Raw genomic sequence first — 21,638 nt, forward strand, 5'->3', positions numbered from 1 at the left:
CAACAGCCCCCGCACATACGCCTGCCCCCACCGCCGCTGATCCGCACGGAAGAACCCGTCGAACAGATCCGCCGCGAACGCCTCCAAGTCCTCACGGACCCCGGCCATCTCCTCAGGTGTCACACCATCCCAACGACACCAACCCACCAGCAGACACTCCAACCACGAGTGAATCTGACCAAGCCCTACTGGGACCAGTTCCTCTACCAGACCGAGTCGGTCGCCAAGCAGATCCCGTGGATGGTCTCGTACGGCAACCACGACATGGAGGCCTGGTACTCGCCCAACGGCTACGGCGGCGAGGAAGCCCGCTGGACCCTCCCGGACAACGGCCCGGACGCCAAGAACCTCCCGGGCGTCTACTCCTTCGTCTACGGCAACACCGCGATCATCTCGCTGGACCCCAACGACGTCTCCTTCGAGATCCCGGCCAACCTCGGCATCTCCGGCGGCACCCAGACCAAGTGGTTCGAGGCGCAGCTGAAGAAGTTCCGCGCCTCGAAGGACATCGACTTCGTCATCGTGTTCTTCCACCACTGCGCGTACTGCACCTCCACCGCGCACGCCTCGGAGGGGGGCGTGCGCCAGGAGTGGGTGCCGCTGTTCGACAAGTACCAGGTCGACCTGGTCATCAACGGTCACAACCACCAGTACGAGCGCACCGACGTCATCAAGGGCAACCAGGTCGTCAAGAAGCTCCCGATCGGCGAGACGGCGTACTCCGACACCGAGGGCACCGTCTACGTCACGGCCGGCGCCGCGGGCCGCAGCCTGTACGCCTTCACCGCCCCCGACTCCTACGAGGGCCACGAGAACGAGGTCGACTCCGTCGCCTCCTTCGTCAACCTCAAGGACGGCAAGCAGAACGAGACGGTCACCTGGTCGCGCGTGCGCTACCTGAACTACTCGTTCCTGCGCGTGGACGTCACCCCCGCCTCGAAGGGCCGCTACACCACCCTGAAGGTCCAGGGCATCGCCGAGACCGGCGACCGCATCGACCACTTCACCGTCGCCCGCAAGGCGAAGTAGGCAGCGCCGGGCGGGCGGTCCTCACATCCGTCCGAGGATCGCCCGCTTGGCCGCCGTGAACTCCTCGTCCGTCAGCACCCCCGTGCGGTGCAGCTCGCCGAGCTCGCGCAGCCGCCGCAGCAGCGCGTCGTGCCCGTCCTCGGCGGCGGCGGGCCCGAGCTGCCGGGGCACCAGGGGCCCGGACGGCCGTACGTCCCCGGCAGGGGGCGCGGCCGGATGCGGCAGCCGGGCCTGCACGGCGGCAGCGACCAGGGCCATCAGCGGGTCCCGCTTGAAGCCCCACAGCTCCACGGAGTTCGGGTCGTACTTCGGCGGAGCCTCGGTGGCCGCGCCCCGCACGGCGAAGCGCAGCGAACCGTTCTCCAGGCCGACGGCCGGGTGCCACTCGACGCCCGTGATGTCGCGGACGGCGAGGCTACGGGCGCCGGCCGCGGCCTTGGCGTCCTCCGTCTTCCAGTTCCACTCCAGGCGCACCCGGTCGCCGTCGAAGCTCACCGCGCCGTCCCCGGCGGACACCGACAGCGGCACGGACGGGCCGGGCAGCAGGTACCGGTCCACCGGGCCGGACCCGATCCCCTCCAGCAGCAGCGCGTTGCGCACCTCGTCGGTGAAGTACTCGGCGACGCCGTGGCGTTCGGGCTCCACCAGCAACTGGTAGGGGTCGTGCGGCTCGGTGAGCCGTCCGCCGGTGGCGTGCAGCAGAGGGTCCGCGCCCTCACGCAGCCGCAGCCTCAGCCGTCCCGCCTTGCGGCCCTGCTCGAACGACACCCCGGCCAACGCGGCGAGCGGTACGACGAGTTCGCCCAGTGTCCGGCGCAGCAGGCCGACGTTCTTGTCCCGTCCCGGGGTCAGCCGCAGGGCGTCCCCGTCGAAGACCCAGGTGCCGTCCTTCTGGATGATCTCCGCCATACGGCGATTCTTTCATCACGGCGGTTCCCCGACCCCGGCGATTCTCCGCCGCAGGGCGACGGGCACCCCGCGGGACCGTACCGCGGGGTGCCCGTCCGTCGGGGGACCGTCGGGCCTACCGGCCCGCGAGGGGGTTCGCCAGGCTGCCGGCCAGCTGGAGCGCGCCGGACGGGTCCGCCAGGTCCACCATCTGCCGGTTGTCGCGCAGCTGGAGGCGGTTGAGGCAGGACAGGGCGAACTCGGGGGCGAACAGGTCGTACTGGCGGAACCTGTCGGCCAGTTCGGGGTTCGCCTCCTGGTACTCGTGGGTCACCTCGGCGACCGCGCCCCAGAACTCGTCCTCCGCCAGGACCCCCTCGGTGGCGAGGTTCGCGGCGAGGAAGCGGAAGAAGCAGTCGAAGACGTCCGTGAAGATCGACAGCAGCTTCATGTCCTCGGGCACCTCGACCCGGATGCGCCGCACCTCGGGCGGCAGCACCGCGTCCGGGTCCATGACCGCGATCTCCTCGGCGATGTCCTTGTAGATCGCGCGCCGCACCACCCCGTCCTTCAGGACCAGGATGACGTTCTCGCCGTGCGGCATGTACACCAGGTCGTAGGCGTAGAAGCTGTGCAGCAGCGGGGTGTAGTAGGCCCGCAGATAGCGGCGCAGCCACTCGGCCGGCGCCAGCCCCGACCGCTCGATCAGCGCGGCCGCGATCGAGGCGCCCTCGTGGTCCACGTGGACGAGGCTCGCCATGGTCGCCAGGGACTCGCCCTCCGCCAGCGACGGCACCGGGCTCTCGCGCCACAGCGCGGCGAGCATCTTGCGGTAGGGCGAGTAGCGGTCCGTGGCCGCCTCGTACTCCAGGTGCCGGTAGCCCACGGCGGCCCGTTCGCGGATGATCGACAGACCGCTCGACCGCAGCACCGGGTCGCTGTCGACGAGCTGCGCGAGCCAGTCGTTGATCGCGGGGGTGGCCTCCATGTACGCGGCCGAAAGGCCCCGCATGAACCCCATGTTGAGGACGGACAGGGCCGTCTTCACGTAGTGCTTCTCGGGGTGGGAGGAGTTGAAGAAGGTCCGGATGGACTGTTGCGCGAGGTACTCGTCGTCGCCCTCGCCCAGACAGACCAGGTGCCGGCGGGCGACCTCGGCGGCGAAGGTGACGGTGAGCTTGTTCCACCACTGCCAGGGGTGGACGGGGATGAAGAGGTAGTCGGCCGGGTCGAGTCCCAGCCCGGTCAGCCGGGCGCGGAAGCGCTCGACGGTCTCCTCGCCCAGCTCCTGCCGTACGAACGACTCGTACTCGATGCCCACGCCCGCCGTGAACGCGGCCCTGGAGCGGTGCGCGGCCAGCCACACCAGCCGTACCGGGCTCGCCGTCTCGGGCGCGTACGACAGGTACTCGTGGACGCCGAAGCCGAGCCGCCCGTTGTTGGCGACGAAGCAGGGGTGGCCCTCGGTCATTCCGGTCTCGATCGCCTGGAAGCCGGCGCGGGCCAGCTCGGCCGAGGGGAGCTGCGGCTTGGTGAGCTTGTAGCAGGTGCCGGAGAGGGTGGAGGAGATCTCCTCCAGGTACACCGGCAGGATCTCGTCGCTCAGCCCCAGCGACTTCTTCAACTCGACGAAGAAGTCCAGCGCCGCCAGGGGGAGTTCGACGCCGTCACGGTGACGGGTGATGGAGTCGGCGTCCACCTGCCAGTGATCCAGCGCGCGGCGGACGGCGGTGAACCGGTAGACGGTCTGGCCGTCGTCGCTGCGCACGGCGTACCCGTCGCCGTCCGGCTCGGGGCTGATCAGCCGCTCGTGCGCGAACTCGGCGAGGGCCTTGCGGACCAGCAGCCGGTTGGCCTGCTCCCATCGCTCGGGGGAGAGGTGGGCCACGGAGTCGGCGAGGGTCATGCGGCCACCGCCTTCTCGAACTGCGCGCGGGTGCAGAAGCTCAGCAACGCCGTCTTCTCCGGCTTCTCGATCTCGCGGTCGGGCACGAAGCCGACCGCCTCGTTGAGGGCGTGCACGGCCTTGTTGCCGACGTCGGGTTCCACGACGACCCGGGCGGTCGCCGGGTCCGCGAAGAGGTGCGCCATCACGGCGGTGATCACCGCGCGGGTGAAGCCGTGCACGGGCGTGTCCGTCGGGGCGACCAGGAAGTGCATGCCGACGTCACCGGGGAGCGGCTCGTACAGGCCGACCAGCTCGCGGTGGGCGGGGTCGTAGTGCTCCATCAGGAAGGCCGGTACGCCGTCGTGCAGGCCCAGCAGCGCGTGATGGTGCTCGTCCGCCGCCATCTCCATGTACGCCCGCTCGACGTCCTCCAGCTTGGCGTCCTGCATCATCCAGAAGGCCGCTTTGGGGTGGGTGACCCAGCCGTGCAGCAGCTCGGCGTCGTCCAGCGGGTCGAGCGGGCGGACGGTGAACGTCCCGATGCCGGTACGGGGGGCGGTCATATGGCGAACTCCTGGAACGCGATCTTCTTCTCGACCGGGTAGTACTCGGTGCCGAGCAGCTCACGGATGATGTAGGCGTTGCGGTACGGGCCCATGCCCAGGTCGGGCGAGGTGATGCTGTGCGTGTGGACGGCGCCGTTCTGGAGGAAGACGCCCCGGCCCGTCACGTCGATCGCGTAGTTGCGGGCCACGTCGAAGTTGCCGTGCCCGTCGTAGCGCAGCCGGTCGCGGACCGGGGCGAGGAACTCCGGCTCGGTGTAGGCGTAACCGGTGGCCAGGACCAGGCCCTGGCTGCGCAGCTCGTAGTCCTTGCCCTGCTCCTCCTGGCGCAGCGCCAGGGTGTACGTGCCGTCGTCGTGCCGGGCGCCGGTCAGGGCCGAGTTGGTGAGCAGCCGGGTGGGGACCGGGCCGCCGAGGTTCTTCTGGTACAGCAGGTCGAAGATCTCGTTGATCAGGTCGCCGTCGATGCCCTTGAACAGGCCCTTCTGCTCGGCGGTGAGCCGGTAGCGGGTGTCCTCGGGCAGCTCGCGGAAGTAGTCGACGTACTCCGGGCTCGTCATCTCCAGCGTGAGCTTGGTGTATTCGAGCGGGAAGAACCGCGGGGAGCGGGTCACCCAGTTCAGGCGGTAGCCGTGGACGTCGATCTCGCTGAGCAGGTCGTAGTAGATCTCGGCGGCGGACTGGCCGCTGCCGACCAGGGTGATCGACTCCTTGCGCTGCAACCGCTCCTTGTGCTCCAGGTAGCGGGAGTTGTGGAGGAAGTCGCCGCCCAGGTCCCGGCAGGCGTCGGGCAGGTGCGGCGAGGTGCCGGTGCCCAGGACCAGGTGGCGGGCGCGGTAGGTGTCGCCCGCGGTGGTCGTCACGACGTAGTGCCCGTCCGTGTCCTCGTACGTCACCGTCGCGACCGTCGTGCCGAAGCGGATGCTGCTCAGCTTGTTCGCGGCCCAGCGGCAGTAGTCGTCGTACTCGACCCGCAGCGGGTAGAAGTTCTCGCGGATGTAGAACGAGTAGAGCCGGCCGCGCTCCTTGAGGTAGTTCAGGAAGGAGTACGGGGAGGTCGGGTCGGCGAGGGTGACCAGGTCCGACATGAACGGCGTCTGGAGGTGGGCGCCGTCGAGGAACATCCCCGCGTGCCACTCGAAGTCGGGCTTCGTCTCCAGGAAGACGCCGTCGAGTCCGGCGATCGGTTCGGTGAGGCAGGCCAGGCCGAGGTTGAAGGGGCCGAGCCCGATCCCCACGAAGTCGTAGGTCCTCGGTCGGGACTCAGGAAGCGCGGTCAACGGATTCTCCCAGGTACTGCTCGGCGTGGCCGGCGATCAGGTCGAGCACGGCGGCGATGTCGTCCGCGGTGGTCTCGGGGTTGAGCAGGGTGAACTTCAGATAGTGGCGGCCGCCGACCTTGGTGCCCGCGACCACGGCGTCGCCGGAGGCGAACAGGGCCTTGCGGGCGTGCAGGTTGGCGCGGTCGATCTCGGCCGGGGCGGTGACGGCGGCCGGGATGTAGCGGAAGACCAGGGTGGACAGGGACGGCCGGACCACCACGTCGAAGCGCGGGTCGGCGGCCAGCAGTCGCCAGCCCTCGTCCGCGAGGTCGCAGACCTCGTCGAAGAGCGAGCCGATGCCGTCGGCGCCCATCACGCGCAGCGTCATCCACAGCTTGAGCGCGTCGAACCGGCGGGTGGTCTGGAGGGACTTGTCCACCTGGTTGGGGATGCGCTCGTGCACCATGCGGCGCGGGTTGAGGTAGTCCGCGTGGTAGGTGGCGTGCCGCAGGACGGCGCCGTCGCGGACCAGGACGGCGGAGGAACTCACCGGCTGGAAGAAGGACTTGTGGTAGTCGACGGTGACCGAGTCGGCGCGCTCGATGCCGTCGATGCGGTCCCGGTACTTCACCGAGGCGAGCAGACCGCAGCCGTAGGCGGCGTCGACGTGCATCCACACGCCGTACTGCCGGCACAGTTCGGCGATCTCCGGCAGCGGGTCGATGGAGCCGAAGTCGGTGGTGCCGCCGGTGGCGACGACGGCCATGGGGACGAGGCCGTCCCTGCGGCAGCGCTCCAGCTCGTGGGCGAGGGCGACGGTCTGCATCCGCCGGTCGTGGTCGACGGGGATGCTCACCACCGCGTCCGCGCTCAGGCCGAGCAGTTTCGCGGATTTCCTGACGCTGAAGTGGCTGGCCTCGGAGGCGAAGACGCGCAGCCGGTCGAGGCTGTCGGTCTTGGCCTCCTCGCGGGCCAGCAGCAGCGCCTGGAGGTTGGACTGGGTGCCGCCGGAGGTGAACACCCCGTCGGCGGAAAGGCCGAGGCCGATCCGGGCGGCCGTCCAGTCGACGAGCCTGCGCTCGATCAGGGTGCCGCCGGCCGACTGGTCCCAGGTGTCCAGCGAGGAGTTGACGGCGGACAGCACCGCCTCGCCGAGCACGGCCGGGATCACGACCGGGCAGTTGAGGTGGGCGAGGTAGCGGGGGTGGTGGAAGTAGACGGCGTCGCGCAGGTAGACCTCTTCGAGTTCGTCCAGGGCGGCCGTGGTGTCGTGCAACGGCCGGTCGAGGTCGATCTGTTCGATGCGGGGGGCGAGGGTATCCGCGGTGACGCCGGTGAACGGCCGTTCGGTGGTGGCGAGTTTGGCCGCCACCCGCTCGACTCCTTCGGTCACGGAGCGACGGTAGTCCTCCGCGGTGAGGTCATTGAGCAGGTGCGAGCGCATGTGGGGGTCCTCCGGATGGGGAGAGTCCGTGCGGGACGAGAGCGGGGAGAAGGCGGCGAAGTCCCGGCTTCAACTTAGGTAAGCCTAACCTAATTAACGCGACCGAAACGCCGACTCCTCCGTGACCGCGATCACTTGACCCCGGCATCCTCATCTGTCGTGCCACCGGGCCCTGTTGGTCGCAGCGGTCGCCGCCGGGCCCGCTCGGTCGGGCCCGGCGGCTCACTCCTGCTCGCGCAGCTGTTCCTCGGACAGGCCCTGGCGCCAGTAGCCCACGAAGGTGACCCGGCGCCGGTCGATGCCGCGCTCGCCGACGAAGTGCCGACGCAGCTGCTTCACGCGGCCCGATTCGCCCGCGATCCAGACGTACGGGTGTTGCGCGGCCGGGAGACGCGCCGCGCGCAGGGCGTCGAGCGCCAGGGGGCCCTCCGTGACGCCGTGTTCGTCCCGCAGGAGCCAGGTGATCTCGGCGTCGGCCGCCGTGGCCAGGTCCTGGACGGTGCCCGCGTGGTGCACCTCCAGCCACACCCGGGCGCGGGTGCCGGCCGGGAGGGACTCCAGGATCGACGAGACGGCGGGCAGGGCCGTCTCGTCCCCCCAGAGCAGCACCAGGTCGGTGTCCTCGGGCGGGCGGAAGCGGATCGCGCGGTTGTCGGCGACCGCCGGGCCGAGCAGCCGGACCCGGTCGCCCGCGGCCGCCCGCGACGCCCAGCGGGAGGCGGGGCCCGCTGGGGCGGCCGCGCCCGGCTCCACGCCGTGCAGCACGAAGTCGATGTCGATCTCGGCGGTGTCGCCGAGCGCGTCCCGGCGCAGCGAGCGCAGCGTGTACGAGCGCATCACCGCCCGCACGTCGTCGGGGAGTTCACGCCATCCTTGCCACCAGCCTCCCCCACTCTCGGCTCCGCTCGAGCGGGGGGACCCCCATCCCAGCTCGACCGGGACCGCGGGCTCGTACTGGCCGGGGTGCGGCAGGAACAGCGACAGGCTCTGGTCGCGTCCCTGCGAGTGGAAGTGGGCGAGGTCGGACCCGCCGAAGGTGATCCGGACCAGAGACGGGCCGAGCCGCCTCGTCCGTACGACCCGGAGGGAGAAGAAGCGGAACGGGGCGGCCACGGCCGTCGTCATGGGAGCTCCTGAGGCTCAGGAAGGGTGGGTGGTCAGCTGACCTTCTTCGCGTTCTCCAGCGCTTCGGCGAGGTTGTCGAGCAGCGGCACGCACTTGGCGTAGGACAGGATCGGCTCGGGCGAACGCGCGATGACCTGGCCCGCCTTGACCGCCGGGAGCTTCTTCCAGGTGGCCTCGGTGATGTCGGCCGGCTGGATGGTCGAGGAGCGGTCGTCCATCATGATGATGTCGGCCTGGTACTTGTCGACGTTCTCCCAGCTGAGGCTCTCGTACCAGCCGCCGCCCTCCTTCTTGGCGCTCTCCGGGGGCTCGACGAAGTTCACGCCGAGGGCCTTGAAGTACTCCAGGTCGATGGAGAGGTTGGTGCCGGAGACGTAGAACAGCTCCTGGCTGGCGGAGCCCGCCATGACCTTGATCTCGGGCTTGGCCTTGGCGGCCGTGCGCAGCCGGGCCGCGGCCGTCTCGAAGCGCTTCTTGGCGTCGGTGACCGCGGCGGCCTTCATGTCCGCGCCGAGCGACTCGGCCAGCTCCCACATGCGCTGGAGCGGCTGGTCGAGCTGGCGGTCGTAGACGGAGACGCCGACGCTCGGGGCGAGCTTGGCGATCTTGTCCTTGGAGGTCTCGGGGACGTACCAGAGGGTGCCGGCGTCGTCGAACATCGTGGAGATCAGCACGTCCGGCGCCAGGGCCGCGTACTTCTCGACGTTGAACTCGTCCCAGACGTTGCCCAGCACGGTGACCTTGCTGACGTCCATGTCGCCTGCCTGGACGTCGGCCTTGCCGTCGGCGGTCTTCGTGGGGCCGAAGACGCCCTTGACCGAGATGCCGTAGTCGTGAAGGGCGGCGCCGACGCCGGTGAAGGCGACGATGTTCGCGGGGATCCTGTCGAGCTTCACCGTGGTGCCACGGTCGTCCTTGAACGTCCAGGGGCCGGACTTGGCGGCAGCGGCCGTCTCCTTGGCCGAACCGCCGCTTTTCGCGTCGTCGTCCCCGCACGCGGCGAGCACGGCGCCGAGGCCGAGGGCTCCGCCCGCGGCGAGGATGCCGCGACGGGAGAGGTGGGTGGCTCTGGCGTTGGGCATGGCTACGCTGCTTTCGAACAGGGCGGATCACCCGCCGGACAATTCGAAGGTAGGTTAGCCTAACCTCAGCTGATGTCCCAGAGGGTGGGGGTCGTCGCTTCACCCTGTGTGCGGACTGTGAGCCGGGGCGTATCGACCGACTGCGCCTGTTCCGCGGCGAGTTGACGGGGTGCCGTCCCGGTGCCGGAGCGCCCCGCCCGGACGCGGACGGGCAGGCCGTCGACGACGACCTGCCCGCGTTCCCCGTCCGTCGACGGCGACCTGCCCGCGCTCCCCGCCCGCCGTCCCGGCCGACGGAGGGCGGTTCAGCCCGCCAGGCCCAACTCCCGGGCGATCAGCATCCGCTGCACCTCGCTGGTGCCCTCGCCGATCTCCAGGATCTTGGAGTCGCGCCACATGCGGGCCACCGGATACTCGTTCATGAAGCCGTAGCCGCCGTGGATCTGGGTGGCGTCCCGGGCGTTGTCGACGGCGATCGTGGAGGAGTACAGCTTGGCGATGGCCGCCTCCTTCTTGAAGGGCTCGCCCGCGACCAGCCGGGACGCGGCGTCGCGCCAGCCCACGCGGGCCATGTGCGCCTTCGTCTCCATGTCGGCGATCTTGAACTGGATGGCCTGGTTCGCGCCGATGGGGCGCCCGAAGGCGTGCCGCTCCTTCGCGTACTTCACCGACTCGTCCACACAGCCCTGCGCCAGCCCGGTGGCCAGCGCCGCGATGGCGATCCGGCCCTCGTCCAGGATGCGCAGGAACTGCGCGTACCCGCGGCCCTGTTCGCCCAGCAGGTTCGCGGCCGGGACCCGCACGTCCGCGAAGGACAGCTCACGGGTGTCCGAGGCGTTCCAGCCGACCTTGGAGTAGGGGGCCGCGACCGTGAAGCCGGGGGTGCCCGACGGGACGATGATCGAGGAGATCAGCGGCCTGCCGTCCGGCTTGCGGCCGGTGACCGCGGTGACCGTCACCAGTCCCGTGATGTCCGTACCGGAGTTGGTGATGAAGCACTTGCTGCCGTTGATGACCCATTCGTCCGTCTCGGGGTCGAGGCGGGCCGTCGTACGGGTCGCGCCCGCGTCCGAGCCGCCGTCCGGCTCGGTCAGGCCGAAGGCGCCGAGGATCTCGCCGGCACACAGCCGCGGCAGCCACTCGCGCTTCTGCTCCTCGGTGCCGAAGAGGTGGATCGGCATGGCCCCCAGCGAGACGCCCGCCTCCAGGGTGATGGCCACGGATGAGTCCACCCGGGCCAGTTCCTCCAGCGCGATGCCCAGGGCGAGGTAGTCGCCGCCCATGCCGCCGTACTCCTCCGGGAACGGCAGCCCGAACAGGCCCATCCGGCCCATCTCGCGGACGATCTCGTAGGGGAACTCGTGCCGTTCGTAGAAGTCACCGATCTTCGGTGCCACGACGTCGTGGGCGAACTCCTCCACCGTGCGGCGGAGTTCTTCCAGTTCGGGGGAGAGCTTGTGGTCCATCGTTCACTGCTCCTGGTGGGAGAGGGCTCGTACGGTGCGGGACGGGCTGGGTCGGCCCAGTCGGTCGGCCATCCACACGCTCGTGGCGACGAGACGGCCGAGGTCGACTCCGGTGTCGATGCCGAGACCGTGCAGCATCCACACGAGATCCTCGGTGGCGAGGTTGCCGGTAGCGGACTTGGCGTAGGGGCAGCCGCCGAGACCTCCGGCGGAGGCGTCGACGGTGGTGACGCCCTGCCGGAGCGCGGCCAGGGTGTTGGCGAGGGCCTGGCCGTAGGTGTCGTGGAAGTGCACGCCCAGCACCTCCGCCGGGATGCCCTGCGCGCCCAGCGAGACGAGCAGCTCGCGCACATGGCCCGGGGTCGCGACCCCGATCGTGTCGCCCAGGCTCAGCTCGTCGCAGCCCATGTCCATCAGGGCCTTGCAGACCCGGACGACCTGGTCGACGGGTACCGCGCCCTCCCACGGGTCGCCGAAGCACATGGAGAGGTAGCCGCGCACGTGCCCGCCCTCGGCCCTGGCCCGCGCGACGACCGGCTCGAACATCGCCAGCGCCTCGTCCACCGTCCGGTTGAGGTTGGCCTTGGCGAAGGACTCGGTGGCACTGGCGAACACGGCGACGCGGCGCGCGCCCAGCGCCAGGGCGCGCTCCAGCCCCCGCTCGTTGGGCACGAGCACCGGCAGCTCCACCGGCAGCTCGGCGACCAGCGGGAACAGCTGCTCGGCGTCGGCGAGCTGGGGCACCCACTTCGGGTGCACGAAGCTGGTCGCCTCGATGGTGCCCAGGCCCGCCGCGGCGAGGCGGCGCACGAACTCCGCCTTCACCTCGGTCGGCACGGTCGTCTTCTCGTTCTGGAGGCCGTCGCGCGCGCCGACCTCGTGGATGCGCACCCGTGTCGGCAGTCCCGGGTCCGGCACGGCCATGGGCAGTCCGGGGGCGGTCACGGCGCCACCTCCTCGTGCGGGGCGACGACGGCGAGCACCTGGTCCATGGCGACTGTGCTGCCGGGCCGGACGTCCAGCTCGGCGACCGTGCCGGCGTGCGGGGCGCAGATGACGTGCTCCATCTTCATCGCCTCGACGACCAGCAGGCTCTGGCCGGCCGTCACCTCGTCGCCGACGGCCACCTTCACCACGGTGACCGTGCCGGGCATGGGCGCGGTGAGCGAGTCGGCGCCGCCGTGCGCGGCGCGGTCCAGGGACGCGGCGACCGGGTCGTGGTCGCGCACGTGCCAGGCGTCGCCGTCCCTGCCGAGCCAGTCGGCGGCGCGCCGGAAGGTGTGGCGGACGCCGTCCAGAGTCACGGAGACCCGGTCCTCGGTGACGGTGTGGGTGCCGCGCGGCACGTACTCCACCGGGTCCTGCACCCGCAGATGGAAACCGACCGGCCGGGGCCGGCCGCCCAGCCGCCAGCCGCTCGGCACCGAGAAGGGGTCGGTCCAGCCCTCGCCGTCGGGGCGCAGCGCGTCCAGGCGGACGGCCGCGGCGGCCTCGTAGACCTCGTCGGGTACGTCGGTGGGGACGAGGTCCGCCGCCACCCGCTCGACCAGGCCGGTGTCCAGCTCGCCCGCGACGACCGCCGGATGGGCCAGCAGCCGGCGCAGGAACCCCGCGTTGGTCGGCACGCCCAGCGTGACCGTGTCCGCGAGGGCCGCGCGCAGCCGGCGCAGCGCGGTCGCGCGGTCGGGCCCGTAGGCGATGACCTTGGACAGCATCGGGTCGTAGAGGCTGCCGACCTCGGTGCCCTCGCTGAGCCCGGAGTCGGTGCGCACCCCGTCGCCCTGGGGTTCGGCCAGCCGCAGCACGGTGCCGCCGGAGGGGAGGAACCCGCGGGCGGGGTCCTCGGCGCAGATGCGGGCCTCGACGGCGTGGCCGGTCAGCCGGATGCGGTCCTGGGTGAACGGCAGCGGCTCGCCCGCGGCCACCCGCAGCTGCCACTCCACCAGGTCGATGCCCGTGATCAGCTCGGTGACCGGGTGCTCCACCTGGAGACGGGTGTTCATCTCCATGAAGTAGTACGAGGACGGGTCGTTGCCGGGGACGATGAACTCCACCGTGCCCGCGCCCCGGTAGCCGCAGGAGCGGGCGGCCTGGACGGCGGCCTCGCCCATCGCGGCGCGGGTCGCCTCGTCCAGGAGCACGCTCGGCGCCTCCTCGACGATCTTCTGGTGCCGGCGCTGGAGCGAGCACTCGCGCTCGCCCAGGTGCACCACGTTGCCGTGGGCGTCGGCCAGGACCTGGATCTCGATGTGCCGGGGCCGGTCGATCCAGCGCTCGACCAGGAGCGTGTCGTCGCCGAAGGAGGTACGGGCCTCGCGGCGGGCGGCGGCGATCTCGTCGGCCAGCGCCGAGGGCTCGCGCACCAGCCGCATGCCCTTGCCGCCGCCGCCCGCCGACGGCTTCAGCAGGACCGGCATGCCGATCTCGCGGGCGGCGTCGGCCAGCTCGGCGTCGGTGAGCCCGCTGCCGCTGGATCCGGGCACGACCGGGACGCCTGCGGCCCGCACCGTCTCCTTGGCGCGGATCTTGTCGCCCATGAGGGAGATCGCGTCCGCCGGAGGGCCGATGAAGGCCAGGCCCGCCTCGGCGCACGCGCGGGCGAACCCGGCGTTCTCCGCGAGGAACCCGTACCCGGGGTGGACCGCCTGGGCCCCCGAGCGGGCCGCCGCCTCCAGCAGCCGCTCCACCGATAGATAGCTCTCGGCCGCGGACGGCGGGCCGATCCGTACGGCCGTGTCGGCCTCGCGCACGTGCCGGGCGTCCGCGTCGGCGTCGGAGAAGACGGCCACCGAGCGCACCCCGAGCGCGCGCAGCGTCCGGATGACGCGTACCGCGATCTCGCCCCGGTTGGCCACAAGGACTGTGTCGAACATGGTCTGTGGTCCCCTCACATCCGGAAGACGCCGAAGGCGGGCTCGGCCAGCGGCGCGCCCGCGCACGCCGTCAGGGCCAGGCCCAGCACCTGCCGGGTCTCCATCGGGTCGATCACGCCGTCGTCCCAGAGTCGGGCCGTGGCGTAGTAGGCGTTGCCCTGGCGCTCGTACTGGGCGCGGATCGGGTCCTTGAAGGACTCCTCGTCCTCCAGCGGCCAGGACTCCCCGCGGGCCTCCAGCTGGTCCCGCTTGACGGTGGCGAGGACGGAGGCGGCCTGCTCGCCGCCCATCACGGAGATCTTGGCGTTGGGCCACATCCACAGGAAGCGCGGCGAGTACGCCCGCCCGCACATGGAGTAGTTGCCCGCGCCGTACGACCCGCCGACCACCACTGTCAGCTTCGGCACCCGGGTGCACGCCACCGCGGTCACCATCTTGGCGCCGTGCTTGGCGATGCCGCCCGCCTCGTAGGCCTTGCCCACCATGAAGCCGGAGATGTTCTGGAGGAACACCAGCGGGATCCCGCGCTGGTCGCACAGCTCGATGAAGTGCGCGCCCTTCTGGGCGGACTCGGAGAACAGGATGCCGTTGTTGGCGACGATCCCGACCGGGTGGCCGTGGATCCGGGCGAAGCCGGTGACCAGGGTCTGCCCGAACTCGGACTTGAACTCGGCGAACCGCGACCCGTCGACCACGCGCGCGATGACCTCGCGGACGTCGTAGGGGGTGCGGGAGTCGACGGGCACCGCGCCGTAGAGCCCGGCCGGGTCCACCTTCGGCTCGACCGGGGTGGTGACCTCCCAGGGCAGCGCGCCGCGCGCGGGCAGGGTGGCGGCGATGTTCCGCACGATCCGCAGCGCGTGGGAGTCGTCCTCGGCGAGGTGGTCGGTCACGCCCGACACCCGCGAGTGGACCTCGCCGCCGCCGAGCTCCTCGGCGGTGACGACCTCTCCGGTGGCCGCCTTCACCAGCGGCGGCCCGCCCAGGAAGATGGTGCCCTGGTCGCGCACGATGACGGCCTCGTCGCTCATCGCGGGCACGTACGCCCCGCCGGCCGTGCACGAGCCGAGCACGGCGGCGATCTGCGGGATCCCGGCGCCGGACATCCGCGCCTGGTTGTAGAAGATCCGCCCGAAGTGCTCGCGGTCGGGAAAGACGTCGTCCTGCATGGGCAGGAAGGCGCCCCCGGAGTCCACGAGGTAGATGCACGGCAGGCGGTTCTCCAGCGCCACCTCCTGCGCGCGCAGGTGCTTCTTCACCGTCATCGGGTAGTAGGTGCCGCCCTTGACGGTGGCGTCGTTGGCGACGACCACGCACAGCCGGCCGCTCACCCGCCCGATGCCGGCGATCACGCCGGCGGCCGGGGCCTGTCCGTCGTACATCCCCTCGGCGGCCAGCGGGGCCAGCTCCAGGAACGGCGAGCCGGGGTCCAGGAGGGCGTCCACCCGGTCCCGCGGCAGCAGCTTCCCGCGTGCGGTGTGCCTGGCCCGCGCCTTCTCACCGCCCCCCAGCCGGGCCGCGGCCAGTTTCGCGCGCAGCTCTTCCACGAGGGCGCGGTGCGCCTCCTCGTTGGCCAGCCAGGCCTCCGACGCGGGATCGGCCGCGCTCGTCAGCTCCGGTGCCTCTTGCATCCTGCGGTCCCCTCACCCAGCGATCGACTGTTAATGAGCGTTAACCATTTCCTTCAGGTTAACGACCGCTAACCCCGCTGTCTAGAATTGCTTCCATGGCCACCAGAACCGACGCCCCCACCCGGCGCGAGCAGATCCTCAAGGAGGCCGCGCGGCTGTTCGCCGAGCGCGGCTTCCACGGTGTCGGAGTCGACGAGATAGGTGCCGCGGTCGGCATCAGCGGTCCCGGGCTCTACCGGCACTTCCCGGGCAAGGACGCGATGCTCGCGGAGCTGCTGGTGGGGATCAGCGGGCAGCTGCTGACCGGCGCCCGCCGGCGCCTGGAGGAGGCGGACGGCGGGTCCGCCGAGGCGGTCCTCGACTCGCTCATCGAGGGGCACATCGACTTCGCGCTCGACGACCGCCCGCTCATCACCCTGCACGACCGCGAGCTGGACCGGCTGCGCGACAGCGACCGCAAGCTGGTGCGCCAGCTCCAGCGGCAGTACGTCGAGCTCTGGGTCGGGCTGGTGCGCGAGGTCTATCCGGGGCTGGCCGAGCCGGCCGCCCGCTCGGCGGTGCACTCGGTCTTCGGCCTGCTGAACTCCACCCCCCACCTCGGCCGCCCGGGGTCCCTGCCGGGTCGCGCGGTCACGGCGCAGCTGCTGCACCGGATGGCGCGCGGCGCGCTGGGCGCGGCGGCCGGGCCCGAGGCGCCGGAGCACCCCGCGCGGGCGTGACGAGCGTTACGGCCGATCCCCTCGACTCCTGTCACTACCGGCCGGTACGGTTGATCTGAGCAAGCGCTTAGACAGCCGACGACGGCAAAGACCTGGAGGTGGCGGCGTGCGCCGTACGGTGTTCAACGAGGATCACGAGGCGTTCCGGGAGACCCTGCGCGCCTTCATCGAGGCCGAGGTCGTCCCGGTCTACGACGAGTGGTTCGCGGCCGGCCAGGCGCCCCGCGACTTCTACTACAAGCTCGGTGAGCTGGGCGTCTTCGGCATCCGCGTCGACGAGGAGTACGGCGGCGCCGGCATCGACTCGTACAAGTTCGAGGCCGTGGTCTACGAGGAGACCGCCCGCGCGGGCATCACCTTCGGCGGCTCCGGTGTGCACGTGCTGCTCGGCCTGCCCTACATCAAGCTGCTCGCCACCGACGAGCAGAAGAAGCGCTACCTCCCGAAGTTCGCCTCCGGCGAGGAGATGTGGGCCATCGCGATGACCGAGCCGGGCACCGGCTCCGACCTCGCGGGCATGAAGACCACCGCCAAGCTCTCCGAGGACGGCACGCACTACGTCCTCAACGGCTCCAAGACCTTCATCACCGGCGGTGTGCACGCCGACCGCATGATCGTCTGCGCCCGTACCTCCGCGCCCACCGCCGAGGACCGCCGGCACGGCATCTCCCTGTTCGTGGTGGACACCAAGGCCGAGGGCTACTCCATCGGCCGCAAGCTGGACAAGCTGGGCCTGAAGACCTCCGACACGGCCGAGCTGGCGTTCGTCGACGTCAAGGTCCCCGTCGAGGACCTCCTCGGCGAGGAGAACAAGGGCTTCTACTACCTCGGCCACAACCTCGCCTCCGAGCGCTGGGGCATCGCCTTCGGCGCCTACGCGCAGGCCAAGGCCGCCGTCCGGTTCGCCAAGGAGTACGTCAAGGAGCGCACCGTCTTCGGCCAGACCGTGGCGTCCTTCCAGAACACCAAGTTCGAACTGGCCGCCTGCCAGGCCGAGGTGGACGCGGCCGAGGCAGTCGTCGACCGCGCCACGGAGGCCCTCGACGCCGGTGAGCTGACCCCCGCCGAGGCCGCCAGCGCCAAGCTGTTCGCCACCGAGGTCGCCCACCGCGTCATCGACCGCTGCCTCCAGCTGCACGGCGGCTACGGCTTCATGAACGAGTACCCGATCGCCCGCCTGTACGCGGACAACCGCGTCAACCGCATCTACGGCGGCACCAGCGAGATCATGAAGTCGATCATCGCCAAGGACATGGGTCTGTAAGACCCGCGCAATTTCCCGCCGGTAGAAATGGCTGCATGAGTCAGGCACTTCAGTCTCTCCTCGATCTGCTCGACCTCGAGCAGATCGAGGAGAACATCTTCCGCGGCCGGTCCCGGTCCGCCGTCGTCCCGCGCGTCTTCGGCGGGCAGGTCGCGGCGCAGGCGCTGGTCGCCGCCGGGCGGACGGTCCCCTCGGACCGCCTCGCCCACTCCCTGCACGCGTACTTCCTGCGGATGGGCGACCCGGGCGCGCCCATCGTCTACAACGTCGACCGCATCCGCGACGGCGCCTCGTTCACCACCCGCCGGGTCGTCGCCGTCCAGCACGGCAAGCCGATCTTCGGCCTGTCGGCGTCCTTCCAGACGTACGAGGACGGACTCGACCACCAGGCCCCGATGCCCGCCGCGCCCGACCCCGCAACCCTGCCCACCTCCCAGGAGCGGCTGCGGGGCTACGACCACCTCGACGCCGACGTGGTGGAGCGGTTCCTGGAGGCGCGCGAGGCGATCGACCTGCGCTATGTGGACGAACCGCCCTACGGGAAGTTCGGCGAGCCTCGCGAGCCGCACTCCCAGGTGTGGTTCCGCACCAACGGCAAGCTCGACGACGACCCCCTGCTGCACGTCGTCCTCGCCACCTACGTCTCCGACATGACGCTCCTCGACTCCGTCCTGCTCGCGCACGGCCGCGGCGGCTGGGCGGTGGGCGACGTCGTCGGGGCCTCCCTGGACCACGCCATGTGGTTCCACCGCCCGTTCCGCGCCGACGAATGGCTCCTGTACGACCAGGAGTCGCCGTCCGCGTACGGTGGCCGGGGCCTCGGCCAGGCCCGGATCTACACCCAGGACGGCCGACTGGCCATCTCGGTGATCCAGGAAGGCGTGGTCCGCGTCCCTCGGCAACACTGAGGGGCATGGCCGAGGGGAAAGCAGCACCAGCACACGACGACGACGGCGGCGAGAGCGTCTTCACGGTGATCGTCGCCGCTCTCGCCAATCTCGGGGTCGCGCTCGCCAAGGCGGTCGCCGGCGTGATCAGCGGGTCCAGCGCGATGCTCTCCGAGGCGGCGCACTCGGTGGCCGACACCGTCACCGAGGTGCTGCTGCTGACCGCGCTCAAACGCAGCGGGAAACCGGCCGACGAGGACCATCCCCTCGGCTACGGCGCCGAGCGTTACATCTGGGCGATGCTGGCCGCCGTCGCCACCTTCGTCGGCGGCGCCGTCTTCTCGTTCTACGACGGCCTCCACACCCTGGTCGCCGGCGAGGACCTCGGCGACCCGCTCGTCTCCTACGTCGTCCTCGCCGTCGCCTTCCTGCTGGAGGGCTTCTCCCTGCGCACCGGCGTCCGGCAGGCCCGCGGCGAGGCGGACCGCTCCGGGATCCCCTTCCGGCGCTATCTGCGCCGGACCCCCGACACCGCCGTGAAGGCGGTCGTCATGGAGGACTCCGCCGCGCTCGTCGGCCTCGTGATCGCGGCCGGCGGGCTGCTCGGCGGGCAGCTCACGGGCTCGGGCGTGTGGGACGGCGTCGCGTCCCTCCTCATCGGCCTGCTCCTGCTGTACGTCGCCTGGGTCCTGGGCCGCTCCAACGCCGAACTCCTCATCGGGCGGCCGCTGCCCAAGCCCGTGCGGCTGCGTATCCGCGAGGAGTTGCTGAAGAGCGAGCACATCGAGGCCGTACTGGAGCTGACGACCCTGGTGCAGGGGCCGCGGGAGGCCCTGGTCGCCGCCAAGGTCGACTTCCGGGACGCGTCGAGCGCGGCCCAGATCGAGCGGGCCTGCGAACGGGCCGAACAGCGGCTGCGGGCGGCCTTCCCGGTGGTGAGCCGGGTGTATCTGGACCCGACGCCGGGCCCCGCCCGGCGGGTCGTCGCCCGAGGTGACGAGTCGCGGGTGCAGGACTAGCCTTGATTATTGAACGCCGCAGGACACGGCACGACCGGCCGACGCGGTTTTCCGGCAGTACGGACCGCGTCCGCGGTATCGCGTGCGTGAGGCCCCGCACCGGACGACCCCCGGCGACCCGAAGGCGCCGGCGGCGGCGTGCGTATCTCTCCTGAATACGCGGTGATCCCGAGACCGCTGCGCAGCGCTTCGCCCTTGTGGCAGCGGCCATCAGCCTCGCGCGTTCCTCCCGGACCGCGAGAAACGATGGAACGAGGTTTTCCATGCAAGCCCAACGTGTGAGGCGTCTGCTCGCGACGTCCGCCGCCGGTCTGCTCCTGGCCGGTGGTGCCGCGATCGGTGCGGCGGGTACCGCCTCGGCGGCCACCCCCAGCCACGCTCCCGGCCAGGCTTCGAGCCAGGCTCCCAGCCACAACCGCTACTGCTACGACTACGCCGGCTACGGCCGCTGGTGGAACAACGGCAACTGCGACTACAGCTTCGGCTACAGCGGCTGGAACAACTGGAACAACTGGGGGAACTGGAACGGCTACAACAACTGGGGCAACTGGAACGGTTACAACAACTGGGGCAACTGGGGCAACGGCTACGGCGGTTGGGGAGGCTACCGCTGAGCGCACCGGTCCGATCCGGTGAACGCGCGATGCGCGGCCCGGGCTTCCGGGACCGCGCATCGCGACGTCGCACGCCCGCCCGCGGTGCCGGTGGGCCGCACCGCGCCGGGCCGCCGCCGGCTCAGGCCAGTCCGGCCTCCGCCAGCAGATACGCCGTCATCGGGTCGTAGTAGCGCGGGCTGAGGACATGGTCGTCCAGCGGCACGGCCACCTGGAGCGTGCCCTCCGACTCGGCGAGGAAGAGCGCGGGGTCGTTGCAGTCGGCGTAACCGACGGAGTCGATGCCGTGCTGACCCGCGTAGCCCGCCCAGCCGTGGTCGGCGACGACCAGATCGGGCAGCGGACGCTCCTCGCGCTCCAGCGCGGTCAGGATCGCGCGCATCGGCTCCCCGGAGTGGGTGTGCCACAGGGTGGCGCCGTGCTCCAGCACCGCCACGTCCGCGAACTGCATGACGTAGCCCTCGTCGGTCTGCAACAGGTCCGGGATGACGACGATCTCGCAGCCCGCGGCCCGCAGCGCGGCGGCGGTGGCCCGGTGCACGTCGAGCAGGCCGCCCGGATGACCGGTGGCGAGCAGCACCCGCTGCCGGCCCTCGGCCGCCTTGCGCAGCCGGCCCGCCAGCCGATCCAGGGCGGCGACGGTCAGCTCGGGGTCGATGGTGTCCTGGCCGTACCGGTACGCGGCGTCGTCGTTGACGCCCACCCGCTCCGCCATCACCGCGAGCACGTCCTGCTCGTCCCTCCAGCGGTCGCCCAGCTCCAGCCCGAGCCAGAAATTGCGGTCGCCGTTCGCCAGCTTGCGGTAGTGGGAGAGGTTGTTCTCGCGCGGGGTGGCGACGTCCCCCGCGATGCGCGTCCGTACGAGGTGGTCGACGAGTTCGGCGCGGCTGGGTGTCCCGGGTATCGGCATGGTCCCCATTGTGAGGCAGCAGGCCGGGTGCGCACCCGACGTCCCGCACGCTGGGACATGCGTCACTCACCAGGGTCCCTGCCGGTCCGTCACGGCCCGTGCGTCACGGCTGTTTCAACGCGAACCACAGCTCCATGCGTACGTCCGGGTCGTCCAGGTCCGCCCCCAACACCGTGCGGCAGCGGGCGATCCGCTGCCGCACGGTGTTGCGGTGCACCGCAAGGGCCACCGCCGTACGGTCCCAGCTGCCGTGCAGGGAAAGCCAGGTGCGCAGGGTCTCGGTGAGCACGGGGACGTCGGCGATCGGGGCCAGGAGGGTGCGGGCATGGGCCGCCGCCACGTCGCGCGGGACCAGTTCCGCGAGGCCGGGACGGGCGCCGTGGCGCACCAGCGGGGCGCGGGTGGCCCGGGCGCGGGCCAGGGCGCGAGCCGCCTGGCTGTCGGCGGCCGCCCAGTCCTGCGGGGTGACGGCCGCGCTCACACCCAGCGTCCAGCCGGGCTGCTCGGCCGGTTCACGGTTGGCGGGCACCAGGACCCGCACCTCGCCGTCGGCGAGATCGACCAGCGCGGAGCCGAGCGCCGCGCCCAGCGCGGAGGCGGCCACCGGATCGGCGGCCTGGCTGTCCGGGCGGGCGTGCACGACCCGCCAGCGGCCGGCGCCCAGCAGCGGGGCCACCGCCTCCGGTTCGGCGCCCAGCAGCAGGCGCACCAGGGCCGACGAACGGGCCGCGCCGGAGCCGCTCTGGTGCTCACCGGTGAGGAGGGAGAGCAGGACGGCCGCCATCGAGGCGACGGTGTGGTCGCCGGGGTCGCGGTGCGGGGTCGCGACCCCGAGCACGAAGCCCTGCCCGGTGCCGAGGGCGTACGCCGCGAGGTGCGTGCCGACGGCGGTGTCGGTGGCGGTGGTGGACGGCCGGCTGGTGACGACCTGCGCGAGCCCGGCGAGCGCCACCCGCACCCGGGCCGCGCCCTCC

General features: G+C 71.3%; 18 protein-coding genes and 1 pseudogene. 6 read left to right on the forward strand and 13 right to left on the reverse strand.

The features are described 5' to 3' along the window. Positions 1–189 precede the first annotated feature (189 nt). Positions 190–1,029 (forward strand): annotated as a pseudogene (locus tag FNH09_RS31280) (metallophosphoesterase); the annotation flags it as partial. Positions 1,030–1,050: 21 nt separating this feature from the next. Here the strand turns inward: FNH09_RS31280 and FNH09_RS31285 are convergent. The 11 genes from FNH09_RS31285 to FNH09_RS31335 form a co-directional block, all read right to left on the reverse strand. Further along, entirely contained in the window at positions 1,051–1,938 is an 888-nt protein-coding gene (locus FNH09_RS31285; protein ID WP_152893276.1) for a DUF4429 domain-containing protein, read from the reverse strand. A 115-nt stretch (positions 1,939–2,053) separates the two neighbouring features. Further along, on the reverse strand, positions 2,054–3,823 hold the full coding sequence (locus tag FNH09_RS31290) for an IucA/IucC family protein (protein ID WP_152893277.1): 1,770 nt from the start codon (positions 3,821–3,823) through the stop codon (positions 2,054–2,056). Beyond that, positions 3,820–4,368 carry a GNAT family N-acetyltransferase gene (locus FNH09_RS31295; RefSeq protein ID WP_152893278.1) on the reverse strand — a complete coding sequence of 183 codons (549 nt, stop codon included), beginning with the start codon at positions 4,366–4,368 and terminating at the stop codon, positions 3,820–3,822. Before FNH09_RS31295 ends, FNH09_RS31290 begins: the two co-directional genes overlap by 4 nt. After that, the gene (locus FNH09_RS31300) at positions 4,365–5,648 is read right to left on the reverse strand and encodes a lysine N(6)-hydroxylase/L-ornithine N(5)-oxygenase family protein (RefSeq protein ID WP_152893279.1); all 1,284 of its coding nucleotides are present in this window, start codon (positions 5,646–5,648) and stop codon (positions 4,365–4,367) included. The genes FNH09_RS31295 and FNH09_RS31300 overlap by 4 nt, the downstream gene beginning before the upstream one ends. Then, positions 5,632–7,074 carry a lysine decarboxylase DesA gene (desA, locus tag FNH09_RS31305; protein ID WP_152893280.1) on the reverse strand — a complete coding sequence of 481 codons (1,443 nt, stop codon included), beginning with the start codon at positions 7,072–7,074 and terminating at the stop codon, positions 5,632–5,634. Before desA ends, FNH09_RS31300 begins: the two co-directional genes overlap by 17 nt. A gap of 222 nt (positions 7,075–7,296) precedes the next feature. Next, positions 7,297–8,199 carry a siderophore-interacting protein gene (locus FNH09_RS31310; protein ID WP_152893281.1) on the reverse strand — a complete coding sequence of 301 codons (903 nt, stop codon included), beginning with the start codon at positions 8,197–8,199 and terminating at the stop codon, positions 7,297–7,299. A 32-nt stretch (positions 8,200–8,231) separates the two neighbouring features. Continuing rightward, a complete protein-coding gene (locus FNH09_RS31315; RefSeq protein ID WP_152893282.1) occupies positions 8,232–9,281 on the reverse strand; it encodes an ABC transporter substrate-binding protein in 1,050 nt (349 codons plus the stop codon). 305 nt (positions 9,282–9,586) lie between these two features. Beyond that, entirely contained in the window at positions 9,587–10,747 is a 1,161-nt protein-coding gene (locus tag FNH09_RS31320; protein WP_152893283.1) for an acyl-CoA dehydrogenase family protein, read from the reverse strand. Between the two features lie 3 nt (positions 10,748–10,750). Then, positions 10,751–11,671 carry a hydroxymethylglutaryl-CoA lyase gene (locus tag FNH09_RS31325; RefSeq protein ID WP_152893292.1) on the reverse strand — a complete coding sequence of 307 codons (921 nt, stop codon included), beginning with the start codon at positions 11,669–11,671 and terminating at the stop codon, positions 10,751–10,753. Between the two features lie 17 nt (positions 11,672–11,688). Continuing rightward, positions 11,689–13,620: an acetyl/propionyl/methylcrotonyl-CoA carboxylase subunit alpha gene (locus FNH09_RS31330; RefSeq protein WP_152893284.1), complete on the reverse strand. Its 1,932-nt coding sequence runs from the start codon at positions 13,618–13,620 to the stop codon at positions 11,689–11,691. A gap of 14 nt (positions 13,621–13,634) precedes the next feature. Further along, on the reverse strand, positions 13,635–15,251 hold the full coding sequence (locus tag FNH09_RS31335; protein WP_152893285.1) for a carboxyl transferase domain-containing protein: 1,617 nt from the start codon (positions 15,249–15,251) through the stop codon (positions 13,635–13,637). Between the two features lie 95 nt (positions 15,252–15,346). Here FNH09_RS31335 and FNH09_RS31340 point away from each other — a divergent pair, with 95 nt between their 5' ends. The 5 genes from FNH09_RS31340 to FNH09_RS31360 all read left to right on the forward strand — a co-directional run bounded on the left by FNH09_RS31340 (position 15,347) and on the right by FNH09_RS31360 (position 19,754). Continuing rightward, positions 15,347–15,970, forward strand: a complete 624-nt coding sequence (locus tag FNH09_RS31340) for an SACE_7040 family transcriptional regulator (RefSeq protein ID WP_152893286.1) — start codon at positions 15,347–15,349, stop codon at positions 15,968–15,970. A 106-nt stretch (positions 15,971–16,076) separates the two neighbouring features. Then, complete coding sequence (locus tag FNH09_RS31345; RefSeq protein ID WP_162469361.1) at positions 16,077–17,234, forward strand: acyl-CoA dehydrogenase family protein; 1,158 nt, start codon at positions 16,077–16,079, stop codon at positions 17,232–17,234. Between the two features lie 35 nt (positions 17,235–17,269). Next, entirely contained in the window at positions 17,270–18,142 is an 873-nt protein-coding gene (gene tesB, locus FNH09_RS31350) for an acyl-CoA thioesterase II (RefSeq protein WP_152893288.1), read from the forward strand. Between the two features lie 5 nt (positions 18,143–18,147). Further along, positions 18,148–19,140, forward strand: a complete 993-nt coding sequence (locus tag FNH09_RS31355) for a cation diffusion facilitator family transporter (protein ID WP_152893289.1) — start codon at positions 18,148–18,150, stop codon at positions 19,138–19,140. A gap of 263 nt (positions 19,141–19,403) precedes the next feature. Next, positions 19,404–19,754, forward strand: coding sequence for a hypothetical protein (locus FNH09_RS31360; protein ID WP_152893290.1), 351 nt, complete (start codon positions 19,404–19,406; stop codon positions 19,752–19,754). 121 nt (positions 19,755–19,875) lie between these two features. Here the strand turns inward: FNH09_RS31360 and FNH09_RS31365 are convergent, their stop codons facing one another. Together FNH09_RS31365 and FNH09_RS31370 are read right to left on the reverse strand one after the other, a co-directional pair. Then, positions 19,876–20,664, reverse strand: coding sequence for a phosphatase (locus FNH09_RS31365; protein ID WP_152893291.1), 789 nt, complete (start codon positions 20,662–20,664; stop codon positions 19,876–19,878). A gap of 103 nt (positions 20,665–20,767) precedes the next feature. Continuing rightward, positions 20,768–21,638 (reverse strand): helix-turn-helix domain-containing protein (locus tag FNH09_RS31370; RefSeq protein WP_162469362.1); only part of this gene is annotated, 871 nt, incomplete at its 5' end.

The organism is Streptomyces adustus, assembly GCF_009377175.1.
GTDB lineage: Bacteria > Actinomycetota > Actinomycetes > Streptomycetales > Streptomycetaceae > Streptomyces > Streptomyces adustus.